At 57.7% G+C, this 14,973-nt stretch carries 19 protein-coding genes; 16 read left to right on the top strand and 3 right to left on the bottom strand.

Going from position 1 to position 14,973, the window contains the following annotated elements; translation table 11 throughout:
- Positions 1–145: 145 nt before the first annotated feature.
- The 7 genes from AACO21_RS05735 (at position 146) to rpsT (ending at position 6,539) form a co-directional block, all read left to right on the top strand.
- Positions 146–3,436 carry a PilC/PilY family type IV pilus protein gene (locus AACO21_RS05735; protein WP_346191546.1) on the top strand — a complete coding sequence of 1,097 codons (3,291 nt, stop codon included), beginning with the start codon at positions 146–148 and terminating at the stop codon, positions 3,434–3,436.
- The gene (locus AACO21_RS05730) at positions 3,418–3,975 is read left to right on the top strand and encodes a GspH/FimT family pseudopilin (RefSeq protein ID WP_346191545.1); all 558 of its coding nucleotides are present in this window, start codon (positions 3,418–3,420) and stop codon (positions 3,973–3,975) included. Before AACO21_RS05735 ends, AACO21_RS05730 begins: the two co-directional genes overlap by 19 nt.
- A gap of 10 nt (positions 3,976–3,985) precedes the next feature.
- The gene (gene pilV, locus AACO21_RS05725; RefSeq protein WP_346191544.1) at positions 3,986–4,510 is read left to right on the top strand and encodes a type IV pilus modification protein PilV; all 525 of its coding nucleotides are present in this window, start codon (positions 3,986–3,988) and stop codon (positions 4,508–4,510) included.
- Positions 4,507–5,268 carry a PilW family protein gene (locus AACO21_RS05720; RefSeq protein ID WP_346191543.1) on the top strand — a complete coding sequence of 254 codons (762 nt, stop codon included), beginning with the start codon at positions 4,507–4,509 and terminating at the stop codon, positions 5,266–5,268. The genes pilV and AACO21_RS05720 overlap by 4 nt, the downstream gene beginning before the upstream one ends.
- 9 nt (positions 5,269–5,277) lie before the next feature.
- On the top strand, positions 5,278–5,811 hold the full coding sequence (locus tag AACO21_RS05715; protein ID WP_346191542.1) for a PilX N-terminal domain-containing pilus assembly protein: 534 nt from the start codon (positions 5,278–5,280) through the stop codon (positions 5,809–5,811).
- A gap of 15 nt (positions 5,812–5,826) precedes the next feature.
- A complete protein-coding gene (locus AACO21_RS05710) occupies positions 5,827–6,195 on the top strand; it encodes a type IV pilin protein (protein WP_346191541.1) in 369 nt (122 codons plus the stop codon).
- 74 nt (positions 6,196–6,269) lie between these two features.
- On the top strand, positions 6,270–6,539 hold the full coding sequence (rpsT, locus tag AACO21_RS05705) for a 30S ribosomal protein S20 (RefSeq protein WP_346191540.1): 270 nt from the start codon (positions 6,270–6,272) through the stop codon (positions 6,537–6,539).
- Between the two features lie 247 nt (positions 6,540–6,786).
- Here the strand turns inward: rpsT and AACO21_RS05700 are convergent, their stop codons facing one another.
- Complete coding sequence (locus AACO21_RS05700; protein ID WP_346191539.1) at positions 6,787–7,092, bottom strand: DUF3579 domain-containing protein; 306 nt, start codon at positions 7,090–7,092, stop codon at positions 6,787–6,789.
- 148 nt (positions 7,093–7,240) lie between these two features.
- Complete coding sequence (locus tag AACO21_RS05695) at positions 7,241–8,002, bottom strand: ParA family protein (protein ID WP_346191538.1); 762 nt, start codon at positions 8,000–8,002, stop codon at positions 7,241–7,243.
- Positions 8,003–8,139: 137 nt separating this feature from the next.
- Between AACO21_RS05695 and AACO21_RS05690 the strand changes: the two genes are divergently transcribed.
- The 6 genes from AACO21_RS05690 to AACO21_RS05665 all read left to right on the top strand — a co-directional run bounded on the left by AACO21_RS05690 (position 8,140) and on the right by AACO21_RS05665 (position 12,584).
- Complete coding sequence (locus tag AACO21_RS05690) at positions 8,140–9,312, top strand: aspartate aminotransferase family protein (RefSeq protein WP_346191537.1); 1,173 nt, start codon at positions 8,140–8,142, stop codon at positions 9,310–9,312.
- 5 nt (positions 9,313–9,317) lie between these two features.
- A complete protein-coding gene (gene argF, locus AACO21_RS05685; protein ID WP_346191536.1) occupies positions 9,318–10,241 on the top strand; it encodes an ornithine carbamoyltransferase in 924 nt (307 codons plus the stop codon).
- A 10-nt stretch (positions 10,242–10,251) separates the two neighbouring features.
- Complete coding sequence (locus tag AACO21_RS05680; protein WP_346191535.1) at positions 10,252–11,481, top strand: argininosuccinate synthase; 1,230 nt, start codon at positions 10,252–10,254, stop codon at positions 11,479–11,481.
- A gap of 6 nt (positions 11,482–11,487) precedes the next feature.
- Entirely contained in the window at positions 11,488–11,712 is a 225-nt protein-coding gene (locus AACO21_RS05675) for a DUF2788 domain-containing protein (protein ID WP_346191534.1), read from the top strand.
- Positions 11,713–12,024 carry a pyrimidine/purine nucleoside phosphorylase gene (locus AACO21_RS05670; RefSeq protein WP_346191533.1) on the top strand — a complete coding sequence of 104 codons (312 nt, stop codon included), beginning with the start codon at positions 11,713–11,715 and terminating at the stop codon, positions 12,022–12,024.
- A 65-nt stretch (positions 12,025–12,089) separates the two neighbouring features.
- On the top strand, positions 12,090–12,584 hold the full coding sequence (locus AACO21_RS05665; protein ID WP_346191532.1) for a YajQ family cyclic di-GMP-binding protein: 495 nt from the start codon (positions 12,090–12,092) through the stop codon (positions 12,582–12,584).
- A 139-nt stretch (positions 12,585–12,723) separates the two neighbouring features.
- Here AACO21_RS05665 and AACO21_RS05660 read toward each other — a convergent pair whose 3' ends face one another.
- Positions 12,724–13,437 carry a type 1 glutamine amidotransferase gene (locus AACO21_RS05660; RefSeq protein ID WP_346191531.1) on the bottom strand — a complete coding sequence of 238 codons (714 nt, stop codon included), beginning with the start codon at positions 13,435–13,437 and terminating at the stop codon, positions 12,724–12,726.
- Between AACO21_RS05660 and AACO21_RS05655 the strand changes: the two genes are divergently transcribed.
- Genes AACO21_RS05655 through AACO21_RS05645 form a run of 3 tightly spaced genes read left to right on the top strand, consistent with a single transcriptional unit; the run spans position 13,421 to position 14,950 of the window.
- Complete coding sequence (locus tag AACO21_RS05655; protein ID WP_346191530.1) at positions 13,421–14,092, top strand: TIGR02281 family clan AA aspartic protease; 672 nt, start codon at positions 13,421–13,423, stop codon at positions 14,090–14,092. The genes AACO21_RS05660 and AACO21_RS05655 overlap by 17 nt on opposite strands.
- Before the next feature lie 10 nt (positions 14,093–14,102).
- The gene (locus tag AACO21_RS05650; protein WP_346191529.1) at positions 14,103–14,360 is read left to right on the top strand and encodes a hypothetical protein; all 258 of its coding nucleotides are present in this window, start codon (positions 14,103–14,105) and stop codon (positions 14,358–14,360) included.
- Positions 14,357–14,950 carry a CoA pyrophosphatase gene (locus AACO21_RS05645; RefSeq protein WP_346191528.1) on the top strand — a complete coding sequence of 198 codons (594 nt, stop codon included), beginning with the start codon at positions 14,357–14,359 and terminating at the stop codon, positions 14,948–14,950. Before AACO21_RS05650 ends, AACO21_RS05645 begins: the two co-directional genes overlap by 4 nt.
- Positions 14,951–14,973: the final 23 nt, after the last annotated feature.

Raw genomic sequence — 14,973 nt, 5'->3', positions numbered from 1 at the left:
CCCGTTTTAAGCACTGTTCCGGGGCAACGCTCAGCCCCGGAAAATGACCGCTGATCCGGTCATCCTGCCTGCGCGCATGCAAGCCTGCTAATCTGCACATCAAACAGGGCCAATCCGTGCCCGGATTCAGATTCTGGAGGTTCCCATGCAACGCGAATTTCGCCTGAAGACCATCGGCTTGGCCCTCATGGCCGCCTTCCCGCTCATGCCGGCATGGGCCGCAGAGCCCTATCCGCCGTTGCCGCCTTCACTCTCGACCTCCGTCGCACCGAATATCGTGCTGTATATCGATACCTCGGGGAGTATGTTGCAGGATCAGAACAATGCTTGGATGTTGACTGGCTTGTGCAACTCGAACACCAATTGGTCGGCTTGCGTTAATAACAACACCAACGGGTATCGCACTGCGATCGATAGCGAAACAACTTCGCCGAATACCAAAATGAATATTGCCAAGCGAGTGGCAAGAAATCTGGTGAATGCAAATCGCTCGTTGCGTTTTGGTGTGTTCTCGTTCCGGGATCGGCAGGCGGATGTCGGTGGGAACGAGCGTGCTCAATCTGCCGTCATGCGGGCGGGGGTCCGGGATGTGGTGAGTGATGCAGACCGCGATGTGATCACCAATGCGATTACTGGGCTCTATGGGCGTACCGCGACTCCGCTGGCAGAAGGGCTGCTTGAAATTACCCGTTACTACAGCGGTAAAACTTCGCTTTACGGGTTGAATAGTGGCCAAGCTTATTCAAGCCCAGTTCAATATCGGTGTCAGAAAAACTTCGCCATCATTATCACGGATGGTGATGCTTCTAATGACCAAAATTTGCCGGGTACCGGGCGAGCAGGGGAGGATGGTAACTCGGTTGTGGGGGCGCAGAGTTATACGGCGCGTGATGCGAGTGGAAATGCTGTTTCTAAAAGCTTTTCCATTTGCACTTCATCCGGAAGCACTACCGATGATGGATACAACGTGACCTGTCCGTCTACGTATGACTCCGATGGCTCTGCCCGCTCCTTTGGTGACAGTTCAAATCGCCCGAGTGCCTTGCGGGATGTGGCGATGTATGCGAACCGCGCTGATTTGCGGGTCGGTGGGAATGATCTCGATAATAAGAGCTTCGATGATCCCAAGTTCTCGCTACAAAATCTGATTACATATACTGTTGGGTTTGCGGTGAATAATGCCGTTTTGCCCTCGGCAGCGAAAGTTGGTGGCGGGAAATATTATCAAGCGAATAATGAGACACAGCTGGCGGATTCCCTGAAGAATGTGATGTCCAGCATCGGCGACATGACCTCCAATGCGGGGGGCTTGGCGGTAAAAAGCGCAGTTGTTGGTTCTGGCAATAAGTTTTTCCAACCTGTATTTAATCCAAAGGGTTGGTATGGTGAACTGCGTTGCTTTGATAACACGGGGACATTGCTGAGTAATTCATTGGGCACCGCATGCTCACCCAATGCCAAAGCGACAATTCCGGCCGAGTCATCCCGAAAAATCTATTCGAGTAAGGTGGTTGGCTTTCAGACTACCGCATTTGATTTCACCACCGCCAATCTGACGACAATGACCGCCAAGCAGCAGGAGTTGTTGGGGAGCGCTGATAACTCGGCTTTGGAGCGCAAAAACGTCATCAAATATGTCCGTGGTGATACCACGATTTCCGGCTATCGTTCTCGTGCCAATGGTTTGTTGGGCGATATCATCGACAGTCAACCATTGACGGTGGGTCCCCCGGTCAGTGTCAGCTCGGATTTGACCTACGAGGCCTTCAGGCAAACGTATGCCAACCGTGGCATGGTGTTTATCGGTGCCAATGATGGGATGTTGCATGGCTTTCGCATGTCAGACATGACCGAGATAATGGGGTATGTTCCCTCTTCGGTTTATCGAAATCTCAAGGCGCTGAAAGAAACCAACTACGGTGATTCGGGTGGGACGCCGCATGCCTATCACGTGAATGGTGAACAGCGTAAGGCAGATGTGAAACTGGGGGGCGCTTGGCAAACCTTGTTGGTTGGCGGGCTGGCTCAGGGTGGGCAGGGATATTTCGCCTTGAATGCCACCAGCGAGACTTCGTTGTCGACCAATGCGGCGGTTAAGTGGGAGTGGACGGATGTACAGGATTCAGAAATGGGGTATAGCTTCCCGACGCCATTGATCTACGACGTTCGTACTTCTAATTCGACCGCTGTACCGGCTGTGATCATTGCCAACGGGTACGAGAACGATTTTGATGATACGGCAAGTGGAGGTCAAAAAAATTCGGCCAAAACGTCGGCCTTGTATATCCTGAATGCAGAAACAGGGGCGCTGCTCAGAAAAATTTCTGTTTCCAATATTGGTTATACCAGCCAGGGGCTCTCTTCGCCGGCAGGGGTGGATATTGGTCAGGATGGGGTGCTGGATTATGTGTACGCTGGCGATATCAATGGCAATTTGTGGCGTTTTGACTTGACGGCCTCATCGCCAGCCGCATTCTCGGTCTCTTCTGCCCCTCTCTTTCAGGCAGGGAAGCCCATTACGACGCGCCCCGCCATTTTGCACGTGACGAAGAGTGCGGATGATTCTTCCCTGGGGCATATGATTTTCTTTGGCACGGGGAAGTTGCAAGTCGATAGCGATCGTACTGATACTGCTACACAAACAGTCTATGGCGTCTTGGATACGATGTCCCCTACGATGGCGACAGTCAGTCGATCAGAATTGGCGCCTCGAACCGTCTTGGACGTGAAGGCATTGAGTGCAAATGGCTTGCGAGCGGGAAATTATCGGCAGATATCGACTTCGCCCGAATTTGATATTCGCTCAGGGACAAGCAGTTACAAAGGCTGGTATCTCGATTTGCCGGAAGAAACTGAGCGGCTTGTGACGACTCCTTTTCTCTTGCCGGATCGTCTGATGTTCGGTACGGGCATCCCTAAGGCAGCCGAAAAATGTGTGCCAGGGGGTAAGGGCTGGATCATGGGTCTCAATCCCCTGACAGGATCCGTGACCAAGAGCAAATACGGGCAGGAGTTTTCCTTCATCGATATCAATGGTGACAGCCGTTCTTCTGATGATGACAAAATCAGCTTTGCTGGCGGGAAAGCGTTTGCCAGTGGCTTTGATATTCAAGGCATTCCAACGGAGCTGACTTGGCTGGCTAATTCGAGTTCGACCACGATGCCTTCCGGTGCAGGGAATTCTGGTTTGGGTGATGCGGGCGCCGCAATTGCCCTGGATGGTGCGAATGCGATGGGGGTGTTTACGGGTGGGCAGCCCAGTGGCGGTGGTGTGACGACCGGTAATCCCATTGGTCGCCCGGATGAGGGTGGGGGCGGTGGCGGCGGCCAGCTTTGCGTGGGTGCTTCTGGTACTGCATCAGTGAGCTGTGGTTCAGGGCCCTCAAGTAGTAACGCTGTTCGCATGGAAACCACCTTATGGCGGGAAATCAAGTAATGCTGCCGGCCTGTAAATCTCAGTCAGGGATTTCTCTCGTCGAAATCATGGTGAGCCTGGTGATTGTCGGGATGTTGGCTGTTGTGGGCTTGCCATCGATGCAAAATATGATGTCTGAGGCACGTGTGTCAGCACAGTCGGATCAGCTGGTTGCCATTCTTAACCAGGCACGTGGGGCTGCCATCAAGGAGGGGCGAGTCAGGGGGATTGATCTAAGTGGAGTAGGTACAGGCCCCTTTGTTATGCGAGTTTGTCCTGGTGCCGACCCCAACGCGGCCACGGCGTGCTCAAATGCGGCAGGTGATTGGTCCAAGGGAATCTTGATCGTAGACAATACGGGTATCGTGCATCGTGCTCAGGTTGGTCAAGGTGTCGTGATTACCAGTGCTGCCACGGCCATTGATTTCACTAATGCCATTGGCGCGGCGCGGGCGGCAACCTCTTGGACGATTTGCGCAACGGGCGTGCGTCAGCAACAGGTGAGTGTTTCCTTGGTTGGCCGTGTTTCAAAACAGATTAATGCGACAGTCTGTCCGTAACGGAGGAGGTATGCGCAAGCATCAACAAGGTGTCACGCTCGTTGAGTCCGTAGTGGCGGTTTTGATACTGGCGGCAGGTATTCTGGGTTTGGCTGCATTGCAGGGGCGGGCGCTTGCCGTGTCGCAAAGCGTTTTTTATCGGAGTATCGCGACCGATCTGGCGGCAGACCTGGCGGAGCGCATTCGTGTCAATCGTACGCCGTTTCTTGCAATGCAGGGTGCGACAGCACTCGAGCCTGCATTTGCGACAGCATTGCCGCCAAATTTTGCCAAGTGCACACAGAATGGTGCGACCGTCACCTGTGCGGCGCAGGATGCGGGGCATCAAGCCTATTTGGTTCAAATTGAAATGTCGGAGTGGAATACTGCGTTGCGCGACCAACTCCCCAATGCCCGGTTTGTTTTGGCTCAGACAGCTGCATCTGTCGTGCCAACCAGCCCCGTTTCCGGTTTTTACCGCTACACCTTGACCATCACCTGGAGCGATGATCGAACCAGTGGGGCTGAATTCAGTTATACAACGGTGATCGAATGAATCCCTCTTATTCCCGGCAACATGGCTTCTCGCTGGTCGAGTTGATGGTCGCCATGATGATCGCCCTGATTGCATTGCTCGCAGGCTCGACCATGTATCTGACAACCAAGCAGACTAATCGCATTCAGCAAATGCAAGATGCGCTCACTCAGGATGGGCGTTTCGTCATGCATATGTTTCAGCAGGTGGTAAGTCAGGCGGGTTTTCGCGATAACCCGGGTCTCGCCTTGGGGAATGATTACCTTGTGCCCAACTCGGCAACGTCGGTGACCGTCGGTTTTACGGGGGATAGTATTAGCGGTGTGGAATGTGATGGCTCGATGTCGAATGGCAACAAGCGGCTGACCATTGCGCTGAATGGCACGTCGTTGCAGTGTTCTGCGCAGGGGGGGGCGGCGGTGAACTGGATTGCTCCGTCAGGAGGAAATGGTACGGAAGTGGCTTCGTTCCGTTTGCAGTATGGAACGGATACTGGACCAAACCCAACGGCGGCATCGATTGGGTGTGGTAACACGATTACGCCGACAACCCGTCCGCGCGACTGTGTTCCGGATACCTATGATTTGGTTGTGGCACAGGCTAATCAGACACAGATTATGGCCGTCAAGGCGTGTCTGGTGCTTCGAACGGAGCGGACGGATACCTCGCTTGCGAAGCCGGTGATCAAGGATTGCTCCGGAAATGATATTGCGGGTTCTGCCAGTGATAACCGTCTCTACCGAACCTTCCGGACGACGGTTTTGTTGCGTAACCGCTAGGAGAGCTGTATGTATCCTAAACAGCGTGGATTTGCCTTGATCATGAGCATGATCGTTTTGTTGCTGCTCAGTATTGTTGTGCTGAATGCGGTGCGTAGCAATGTGCTGAACGAGCGTATGACAGGGGCTTACATGGATCGTACCCGTGCATATCAAGCTGCGGAGCAGGCTGTCCAGCAAGGAAAAGCCCTTCTCATGTCAAATACGACGATTTGTTTTGAATCTGCTCTTGGCTGCAGTGTGGCCGCTACTGGTACGGCAACAGCAATCCCTTCCGGTACAACTTTGCCGACATCGATGCCGAATACCTGGGCAACAGCAGGAACACCCGTGCCCATGGACTTGGCGTCTGCGCAGGCAGGTTATTCGTCTGGGTCTTTTGCAATCACGCGTTTTCGTGATGCGGCTGGGCAAGGTATGCCCAAAGGAGGGGGGGCATTTGACGCGAACTGCAAAGCCTACAGTATCATGGGGCGGGGGCAGGGGGCTGATGCTGATGCGGTGGTGATCCTGCAAGTGGTGACATGGTTGTGCCCAGCTTGAAAGAGGAGGAAAAACATGCGTGAAAAAGGTTTTAGTCTGGTTGAATTGATGATTGCAGTAGCGATCATGGGCATTCTGGCTGGTGTTGCTTATCCGTCGTATACCCGTCACGTGATTGAGTCGCGTCGCGCGGATGCGCAGCGCGTGATGGTGGAGTACATGCAGTCGCTGGAGCGATATTTCACGGTCAATGGCTCTTATGCAAACGGGGGTAATTGTGGTGTGAACCTCCCGACCAATCCCAGTATGTACGCATTGGCGTGTGCTGTGAATGGTGGTGTGGCTACTGTGACGGCAACGTCGAGTGGCGCTCAGTCAACGGATGGAAACTTGACCTTGAGTACCTCGGGCGCCAAGACGCCCAGTGATAAGTGGAAAATGTAGGCATTGCTTCTTGCTTTTTTATATTTCATCTCGTATAGTAGACGGCTTACTGTCATCTAACCTGGATTCAATTCATGGCCAATAGCGCACAAGCCCGCAAGCGCGCCCGTCAAGCTGACAAGCAGCGCGCCCACAACGCCAGCCTGCGTTCGACCCTGCGTACCGCGATCAAGCGCGTTCGCCAGGCAATCGAAGCTGGCGACAAGTCTGCCGCCCAGGCAGTCTTCCAGCAATCCGTTGCTGTTGTCGACCGTATCGCCGACAAGAAGATCATTCACAAGAACAAGGCCTCGCGCACCAAGAGCCGTCTTGCTTCCCAGATCAAGGCCCTGGCTGCTGCTTAATCAGCACCAAGGTTGATGAAAAAGGCGCCGCAGGCGCCTTTTTTGTTGCCTGAAAATTTTTGAAGGCTGGCGTATTGTGTGTGCGAGCCTCATTTTTTGATTGGGCCAGGGTGGCTCGCGAGCGCTTGGGCCAGTCCTGTGGTCGCAGGTGGAAATGAAAGCTTGCCAGGGCTTCCGGCGGGTTGTTGCCTCTCTGACCCAATAAAAAACGCCCGTTGAAGGGCGTTTTTTATTGGGTATTTGGGGTTTATTTCTTGTCCCGGTCTTCCAGGGAGCAGACGCCGTCCACGATCTGGAGATCGTTGTCCTGCGCGAAGTTGAGCATGAAGCGATAAGCCATGGGCTCGATTTCGCCGAGGCGGCCATCCACGAACACGGCTTTTTCGCCGTTATAGTCGCCGGGGCCGACGTAGGGGGAGTATTTCATCTTGCGTTCGGCGCCGAATGCGGACATGACGCCGCACAGGCGTTCGGCCCAGTCGCTGGGCCGAAATTTGCGGCCTTCCCGGGTGAGGCCGACAATGATGAATGTGGTCGATGCTTGAGTTGTCATTGTTTTACTCTGCTGCGGATGCGGGCTGTACGACCTTCCTTTGGTAGGCGGATTCTAGCAGAACACGGTGGTCTTACCAAAATGTGAAAAGCGGTTTCAGCGGCATTTTTGCCCTGCGCCGACGGTCGACCGTCGGGGTGGGGGCAAATCAGAGGTCGCCGCGTTCGCGCAGTTCGTGCAGCAGTTGCTTGTAATCGTGGGCGCCGGGGCTGCTCGGGTTGTAGCTGAAGACGTCCTGGTTCAGCGACGGGCTTTCCGCGACGGCCACGTTTTCCGAGATGGCGGTGTCCAGCAGTTCGTCGCCGTAGCGCTCGCGCAGCTTGTTCCGGACATCGTCGCTCATGCGGCGGCGTCGGTCGAAGCGGGTGAGCAGGTAGCGTCGCTCGACACGGCGTTTGAGCACGGGTTCCAGCACCTTGAGGGTGCGCGTGATGTGCTCGGCGGCTTGCAGCGACAGGTAGTCCGTGGAGACCGGGACAATCAGCCGGTCGCAGGCAAAAATGGCGTTCAGTGCCAGGACGCCGATGTAGGGACAGCAGTCGATCAGCACCGGGCGGCCCGGCAGTTCGCTGTCCAGTTCCTCCAGGCCGTGGCGGAGCTTGTTCAGAATCGCCGGTCCTTTGCCGAAAATGGAGTCGACCTTGATCAGTTGCTGATGGGCCGGCAGGAGTTGGCCCAGGCCCGCCCATTCCACTTCGAGTTGCTGCAGCGGTGCGTTGTGCTGGTAGAAGGCAAAGAGGCTGCGGTTGGCCTCCAGGGGGGCGTCGCCATGGATGCTGGAGAGGTGCCCTTGCGGGTCGAGGTCGATCAGCAGGGGCGGGGCCTCGGCGCGCTGGAGGGCGGCGCCCAGATTGAGGGTCGTCGTGGTTTTTCCGGCGCCGCCTTTCTGGTTGAAAATGGCGATGCGCATGGCTCAGTCATTCTATACAAGGCTCTATTTTTCACTTAACATTCAGGTTTCTGCAACTTTTTCAGGTCATTTCGGCCTGTCAAGGGGCGGTCGTTCCGGCGGCGATGGCCGCCGTTTTGTTTTCTGGGGTTGGCCTCATGTCGCATGTCATGAATACCTATGCCCGTTTGCCGGTGACCTTCAGTCATGGCAAGGGTTGCCGCTTGTACGATACCGAAGGCAAGGAATACCTTGATGCCTTGTCCGGCATCGCTGTCTCCACGCTGGGCCACGCCCACCCGAAGTTGGTCAAGGCGATTGCCGACCAGGCGGGGCGCATGCTGCATGTTTCCAACCTGTACCGTATTGCCGAACAAGAGCAGCTGGCTGACAAGCTGTGCGCCTTGTCGGGCATGCAGGAAGTCTTTTTCAGCAACTCCGGTGCCGAGGCCAACGAGGCGGCGATCAAGCTGGCCCGTTTTTACGGTCACAAGAAAGGGATTGACCTCCCGACCGTGATCGTCATGGAAAAGGCTTTCCATGGCCGTACCATGGCGACGGTTTCCGCCACCGCCAACCGCAAGGCACAAGCCGGTTTCGAGCCGCTGCTCAGCGGGTTTGTGCGCGTGCCTTTCGGTGATCTGGCTGCCATTCAGGCGGTGGCCGAAGAGAACAAGAATGTCGTCGCCGTGATGTTTGAGATCATTCAGGGCGAAGGCGGGATTCACCTCGTCGATCCGGCTTTCTACCGTGGCGTGCGCGAACTGTGCGACGCCCAGGGCTGGCTGATGATGTGCGACGAAGTGCAGTGCGGCATGGGCCGTACCGGCAAGTGGTTCGGCTATCAGACCGCCGGTGTCCAGCCGGATGTGGCCACGCTCGCCAAGGGCCTGGGCTCCGGGGTGCCGATCGGCGCCTGCATGGTGGGCGGCAAGGCGGCCGGCCTGTTCGGGCCGGGTAATCACGGTTCCACCTTCGGCGGCAATCCGCTGGTGTCTACGGCGGCGCTGACGACCCTGGCTGTCATGGAAGAAGAGGGGCTGCTGGACAATGCGGCCCGTATCGGTGCCTTGATCCGTCAGGAATTCGCGACCGCGCTGGCGGGGCAGGCAGGGGTGGTCGATATCCGTGGCCATGGCCTGATGATCGGCATCGAGCTGGATCGCCCCTGTGGCGAACTCGTCGGCAAGGCGCTGGCGGAAGGGCTGCTGATCAACGTGACGGCGGATACCGTGGTGCGCTTCCTGCCGCCGCTGATCTTCTCCGAAAAAGAGGCCCGTGAACTGGTCGACCGTGTCGCCCCGTTGATCAAGGCTTTCCTCGCAGGGTAACGAGCATGGCAATCAAGCATTTTCTGCAGTTCAGCGACTTCACGCGTGAAGAGCACAACTACGTTTTCGAGCGTGCCGCCTGGATCAAGAAGGAGTTCAAGTCCTTCAACAAGTACTGGCCGCTGGAAGACCGAACCCTGGTCATGATTTTCGAAAAGGCGAGCACGCGCACGCGTCTGTCTTTCGAAGCCGGCATGCATCAGCTGGGCGGTGCCGCCATCTATCTGAATACCCGCGACTCCCAGCTTGGGCGCGGCGAGCCGGTCGAAGACGCGGCCCAGGTTATCTCCCGCATGAGCGATCTGGTGATGATCCGTACCTTCGAGCAGGACATCATCGAGCGCTTTGCCAAGCACTCGCGCGTGCCGGTGATCAACGGCCTGACCAACGAATACCATCCCTGCCAGATTCTGGCCGACATCTTCACCTTCATCGAGCATCGCGGTTCGATCCAGGGCAAGACGGTGGCCTGGGTGGGGGACGCCAACAACATGTGCAACACCTGGCTGCAGGCAGCCGAAGTCCTCGACTTCAAGGTCAATGTGTCGACTCCGCCGGGCTACGAGCTGAATCCGGATCTGATCAAGGGCGTGAACACCGCCCATTACGACGTGTTTGCCGATCCGATGGATGCCTGCCGCGGCGCCGATCTGGTGACGACCGACGTGTGGACCTCGATGGGTTTCGAGGCGGAAAACGAAGCGCGCATGAAGGCATTTGCCGATTGGTGCGTGGATGCGGAAATGATGGCCGTGGCCAATGCGGGCGCGCTGTTCATGCACTGCCTGCCCGCACACCGGGGCGAGGAAGTGACCGCCGAGGTGATCGACGGCCCGCAATCCGTGGTCTGGGACGAAGCCGAGAACCGGCTGCATGTCCAGAAGGCTTTGATGGAATACCTGCACTTGGGCAGGATTGAAACGAAGTAAGGAAACGACGATGAGCGATATCAAGAAAGTGGTGCTGGCCTACTCCGGCGGCCTCGATACTTCCGTGATCCTGAAGTGGTTGCAGGACACTTACCAGTGCGAAGTAGTCACCTTCACGGCTGACCTCGGCCAGGGTGAAGAGCTGGAGCCGGCGCGCGCCAAGGCTCTGCAGTTCGGCATCAAGCCGGAAAACATCTTCATCGATGACCTGCGCGAAGAGTTCGTGCGTGACTTCGTCTTCCCGATGTTCCGCTGCAACACCGTCTATGAAGGCGAATACCTGCTCGGTACCTCGATCGCCCGCCCGCTGATCGCCAAGCGTCTGATCGAGATCGCCAACATGACCGGTGCCGATGCCATTTCGCACGGTGCGACCGGCAAGGGTAATGACCAGGTTCGCTTCGAACTCGGCGCCTACGCGCTGAAGCCGGGCGTCAAGGTCATCGCGCCGTGGCGCGAGTGGGACCTGCTGTCCCGCGAAAAGCTGCTGAACTACGCCGAAACCCACGGTATCCCCATCGACATGAAGCACCGCAATGGCGGTTCCCCGTACTCGATGGACGCCAACCTCCTGCACATCTCCTTCGAAGGCCGTCACCTCGAAGATCCGTCGGCTGAAGCCGAGGAATCCATGTGGCGTTGGACCGTGTCGCCGGAACAGGCACCGGATGCCGCCGAATACCTCGACATCGATTTCGAGCAGGGCGACATCGTGGCCCTGAACGGCGTGCGCATGAGCCCGGCTCAGGTGCTGACCAAGCTGAACGAACTGGGCGGCAAGCACGGCATCGGTCGTCTGGATCTGGTCGAAAACCGTTATGTCGGCATGAAGTCCCGCGGCTGCTACGAAACCCCGGGCGGAACGATCATCCTGAAGGCCCACCGCGCCATCGAATCGGTCACTCTGGACCGCGAAGTCGCCCACCTCAAGGACGACCTGATGCCGCGTTACGCCAGCCTGGTGTACAACGGTTACTGGTGGAGCCCGGAGCGTGTTGCGCTGCAGACCCTGATCGATCACACCCAGCAGACCGTGAACGGCAACGTGCGCGTCAAGCTGTACAAGGGTAACGTGATCGTCGTCGGCCGCGACTCCAAGACCGACTCGCTGTTCGATCCGACCATCGCCACCTTCGAGGACGATGCCGGTGCCTACGACCAGCGCGATGCCGGTGGCTTCATCAAGCTCAATGCGCTGCGCATGCGCATTGCCGCCAACCTGAAAGCGCGCAAGGGCTAAGTCACGATGGAAAACGGCACCCTGTTCGGGTTGACCGAAGAACAGATCACCGACTTCTTCTCCACCTGGGGGGTCGGTGCTTTCATCCTGTTCATGCTCTTCATCATTGGCGAGATCGCCTGGAAGTCGAAGGCCGGGAAGACGGGCACCTTTGTGCTTTTTTTCGTGCTGGCCTTCGGCATGGTGGGCTTCATCGCCAAATCCGTCATTCAGAAAATCTGGGGAATTTAAATGTCTCAATTCGATCAAGTTTCCGTCGTCAAGCAGGCCAATGTCTACTTTGACGGCAAGTGCGTCAGCCACACCGTCATCCTCGCCGATGGCACCAAGAAGACCGTTGGCGTCATCCTGCCGTCCAGCCTGACCTTCAACACCGGCGCGCCGGAAATCATGGAAGGCGTTGGCGGATCCTGCCGCGTCAAGCTCAAGGGCCAGACCGAGTGGACCACCTACGGTGCCGGTCAGTCCTTCGACGTGCCGGGCAACTCGTCCTTCGAGATCGCCTGTGACGAGCCGTACCACTACGTCTGCCACTTCGGCTAAGATTTTCCGGGTTAACCGGTTGGAACCCGGCTGCGTGCCGGGTTTTTCATTTCAGGAGTTTCAAAATGCCGTCTTTTGATTTCACGTCCGAAGCCGACATGGTGGCGCTGAAGAACGCCGTCGATGTCGCCGCACGCCAGATCGACAACCGCTACGACTTCAAGGGCACCTCGGCCAAGGTCGAGCTGAACGAGAAGGACAAGGTCATCACGCTCTGGGGCGATTCCGAGTTCCAGCTCGACCAGATCAAGGACCTGCTTTTCCCGGCCATGGAAAAGAAGGAGAAGGACAGCGTCAAGCGTCTGGATGTCCAGAAGGTGCAAAGCGTTTCCGGCAACAAGACCAAGCAGGAAATGAAGATCAAGGACGGGATCGACAGCGAACTCGCCAAAAAGATCGTCAAGCTGATCAAGGATGCCAAGCTGAAGGCCCAGGCCTCGATTCAAGGCGATGCCGTGCGTGTTTCCGGCAAGAAGATCGATGAACTGCGCGAGGCCATCACGCTCGTCCGTTCAAAAATCACCGATTTCCCGATCAAGGACGGCAACTACCGCGATTGATCGGCGCTTGATTAGGCACCGGATTTTTGGCGATTTTTGGCTTTTCCCGACGGTCGACCGTCGGCGCGGCGGGAAAATCTGAAAGAGAAAGGGGCGGCGGAAGCGGCCCCTTTTTGTATGCTGCGTTCTCGGTCGGTCTTCAGCGTGCCAGACCGCGGATCCAGTGGCCATAGAGCGCGTCGGCAAAGCGCCGCATGGCCGGCAGGCGATCCGGCGCCTCGCGCAGCATGGTCTCCGGTGTCTGGATCGCTTCGCGCACCTCGACGCCGGCGACTTCCTCAGGCCAATGCTCGCACCAGCTGGCGATCATCTCCGGCGTCATCTCGACATGGCATTGCATGCCGAGATGCGGACCTCGGACAAAGGCCTGGTTGGCGCAGGCGGTGTTGCCCAGCAGGCGGCTTGCGCCCGGCGGGAGGCTGAAGGTTTCCCCGTGCCAGTGAAAGAGCGGGACAGATTGCCCGGCCTGTTCGCCCAGCCAGGTTTGAGCGAGGGCGTGGCGTTCTGCAAAAACAGGCCCCCAGCCGATTTCCTTGATCGGATTGCGGGTGATCTCGCCGCCCAGGGCCTTGCTCATCAGCTGTCCGCCCAGACAGTGGCCGATCACCGGCTTGCCGAGGCGGTCGGCATCGCGGATCAGGGCGCAGCTCTGTTCGATCCAGGGCAAAGGGTCATTGACACTCATGGGGCCGCCCATGAAACAGAGGCCGGAAAAGTCGGCGGCTTGCGCTGGAATGGGGGCGCCCGCATCCACTGCGATGAGCTGCCAGGGAATCCGGTTATTCTCTAGGAATATGGCAAAATAGCCCGGTCCTTCAATGGGAGCATGACGAAAAATGGCAACAGGCAACATGGTGGGCAGCCTCCAGAAAATGACACGGTATTGTACGTTGGCTGTTGTGGGGGCGCTCGCCGCGATGCCCGTGCTCGCCCAAAACGTGGGGCTGGCCGGCATCATGGGGAGCAAGGCCATGCTGATCATCAACGGTAGCGAACCTCAGTCCGTGCCGGTGGGGCAGTCGCTCGATGGGGTCCGGGTGATTTCGATCAGCGGGGATCAGGTGATCGTCGAGATCGGCGGCAAAAAGCGTCCGCTGCGCGTCGGTCAGCATGCGGTGGGGGCACCGGCCGCAGATGGCTCCGGCAAGGTGATCCTGACCGCGGACTGGCGCGGCCATTTCATCACCACCGGCAACGTCAATGGCACTTCCTTGCGCTTCCTGGTCGACACCGGTGCGACCTCCATCGCGCTTGGCCCCACCGATGCCCGGCGGATCGGGATCGATCCCAATCAGGGGCAGAAGGGGCTGGTCGGCACGGCCAACGGCAACGCCGTGGTTTCCCGTGTTGTGTTGAATACCGTGCGGATCGGGGACATTACGTTGCATAATGTCGAGGCTGTCGTGATGCCGACCGAAATGCCGGAAGCCTTGCTGGGCATGAGTTTCCTCAATCGCATGGAAATGCAGCGGGACGGCAACACGATGACATTGAAAAAACGCTTCTAGGAGAAACACGATGCCGCAACGCGATCAGGAAATAGCGCTTCTGCGCACAGAGTTGGAACTTCTGATGGGCGAGCGGCAAGCACTCCTCAAGGTGGTGGGCGCTTCTGCTGCGCTGATCGCCAGCCTGGACAGCAAGCGCCTGCCCGTGGCTGCCGTTGAGGCGGCCGATGTGGTCGCCACCTCGATCAATCTGCTGTCTGAAGAGACGCTCCAGGATGCGCTGGCGGCGGTCAACGCCGAAATCGAGGAAGATTCCGACGCAGCATGACGATCAGCCTGGATCAATTGCGCGCGGCGGCTGCCCCTGAACCGCTTCAGGGCGTCGTTGTCCAGGAGGATGGATCGGATGCCCTGGCCTTGACGCCGGCGGCAGTCCTCTTCCCCATCGTGCAGCATGCGACCGGCTTGACCGTGTTGCTCACCCAGCGCACGGCGCATCTGAAGGACCATGCGGGGCAGATCAGCTTTCCCGGTGGGCGCGTCGAGCCGGAGGATCTGAGCCCGCTCCATACCGCCCTACGCGAGACGGAAGAGGAAATCGGGCTGGCCCGTCGTCATGTCGAACCGCTTGGCTATCTGCCGGAATACCGAACCGGTACCGGTTTTGCCGTCACGCCGGTGCTGGCCCTGGTGCAGCCGCCTTTTGAACTGCAGCTGGATCCCTTCGAGGTGGCCGAGGCCTTCGAGGTTCCGCTCGCCTTCCTGCTTGATCCTGCCAATCATCAGCAGCACAGTCTGCATTACCGCGGCGCATTACGTAGCTACTATGCGATGCCCTGGGGAGAGTATTTCATCTGGGGGGCGACCGCCGGCATGATCCGCTCGTTGTGCGCCCGCATGGGATTGCTGCCCACGTGACTGCGTCGTGCTGTGGTATGGTG

The organism is Dechloromonas sp. ZS-1 (assembly GCF_039649255.1).
Taxonomy (GTDB): Bacteria; Pseudomonadota; Gammaproteobacteria; order Burkholderiales; family Rhodocyclaceae; genus Azonexus.
This window is presented reverse-complemented; position numbering and strand designations above follow the sequence as displayed.

What these genes read in the sequence shown, in the direction of transcription:
- AACO21_RS05735 (WP_346191546.1), top strand. Translation starts at nt 146, where the DNA reads ATGCAACGCGAATTTCGCCTGAAGACCATCGGCTTGGCCCTCATGGCC.
- AACO21_RS05680 (WP_346191535.1), top strand. Translation starts at nt 10,252, where the DNA reads ATGAGCGATATCAAGAAAGTGGTGCTGGCCTACTCCGGCGGCCTCGAT.
- AACO21_RS05710 (WP_346191541.1), top strand. Translation starts at nt 5,827, where the DNA reads ATGCGTGAAAAAGGTTTTAGTCTGGTTGAATTGATGATTGCAGTAGCG.
- AACO21_RS05655 (WP_346191530.1), top strand. Translation starts at nt 13,421, where the DNA reads ATGGCAACAGGCAACATGGTGGGCAGCCTCCAGAAAATGACACGGTAT.
- AACO21_RS05670 (WP_346191533.1), top strand. Translation starts at nt 11,713, where the DNA reads ATGTCTCAATTCGATCAAGTTTCCGTCGTCAAGCAGGCCAATGTCTAC.
- pilV (WP_346191544.1), top strand. Translation starts at nt 3,986, where the DNA reads ATGCGCAAGCATCAACAAGGTGTCACGCTCGTTGAGTCCGTAGTGGCG.
- AACO21_RS05730 (WP_346191545.1), top strand. Translation starts at nt 3,418, where the DNA reads ATGGCGGGAAATCAAGTAATGCTGCCGGCCTGTAAATCTCAGTCAGGG.
- AACO21_RS05695 (WP_346191538.1), bottom strand. Translation starts at nt 8,002, where the DNA reads ATGCGCATCGCCATTTTCAACCAGAAAGGCGGCGCCGGAAAAACCACG.
- AACO21_RS05665 (WP_346191532.1), top strand. Translation starts at nt 12,090, where the DNA reads ATGCCGTCTTTTGATTTCACGTCCGAAGCCGACATGGTGGCGCTGAAG.
- argF (WP_346191536.1), top strand. Translation starts at nt 9,318, where the DNA reads ATGGCAATCAAGCATTTTCTGCAGTTCAGCGACTTCACGCGTGAAGAG.
- AACO21_RS05715 (WP_346191542.1), top strand. Translation starts at nt 5,278, where the DNA reads ATGTATCCTAAACAGCGTGGATTTGCCTTGATCATGAGCATGATCGTT.
- AACO21_RS05645 (WP_346191528.1), top strand. Translation starts at nt 14,357, where the DNA reads ATGACGATCAGCCTGGATCAATTGCGCGCGGCGGCTGCCCCTGAACCG.
- AACO21_RS05700 (WP_346191539.1), bottom strand. Translation starts at nt 7,092, where the DNA reads ATGACAACTCAAGCATCGACCACATTCATCATTGTCGGCCTCACCCGG.
- rpsT (WP_346191540.1), top strand. Translation starts at nt 6,270, where the DNA reads ATGGCCAATAGCGCACAAGCCCGCAAGCGCGCCCGTCAAGCTGACAAG.
- AACO21_RS05720 (WP_346191543.1), top strand. Translation starts at nt 4,507, where the DNA reads ATGAATCCCTCTTATTCCCGGCAACATGGCTTCTCGCTGGTCGAGTTG.
- AACO21_RS05650 (WP_346191529.1), top strand. Translation starts at nt 14,103, where the DNA reads ATGCCGCAACGCGATCAGGAAATAGCGCTTCTGCGCACAGAGTTGGAA.
- AACO21_RS05660 (WP_346191531.1), bottom strand. Translation starts at nt 13,437, where the DNA reads ATGTTGCCTGTTGCCATTTTTCGTCATGCTCCCATTGAAGGACCGGGC.
- AACO21_RS05690 (WP_346191537.1), top strand. Translation starts at nt 8,140, where the DNA reads ATGTCGCATGTCATGAATACCTATGCCCGTTTGCCGGTGACCTTCAGT.
- AACO21_RS05675 (WP_346191534.1), top strand. Translation starts at nt 11,488, where the DNA reads ATGGAAAACGGCACCCTGTTCGGGTTGACCGAAGAACAGATCACCGAC.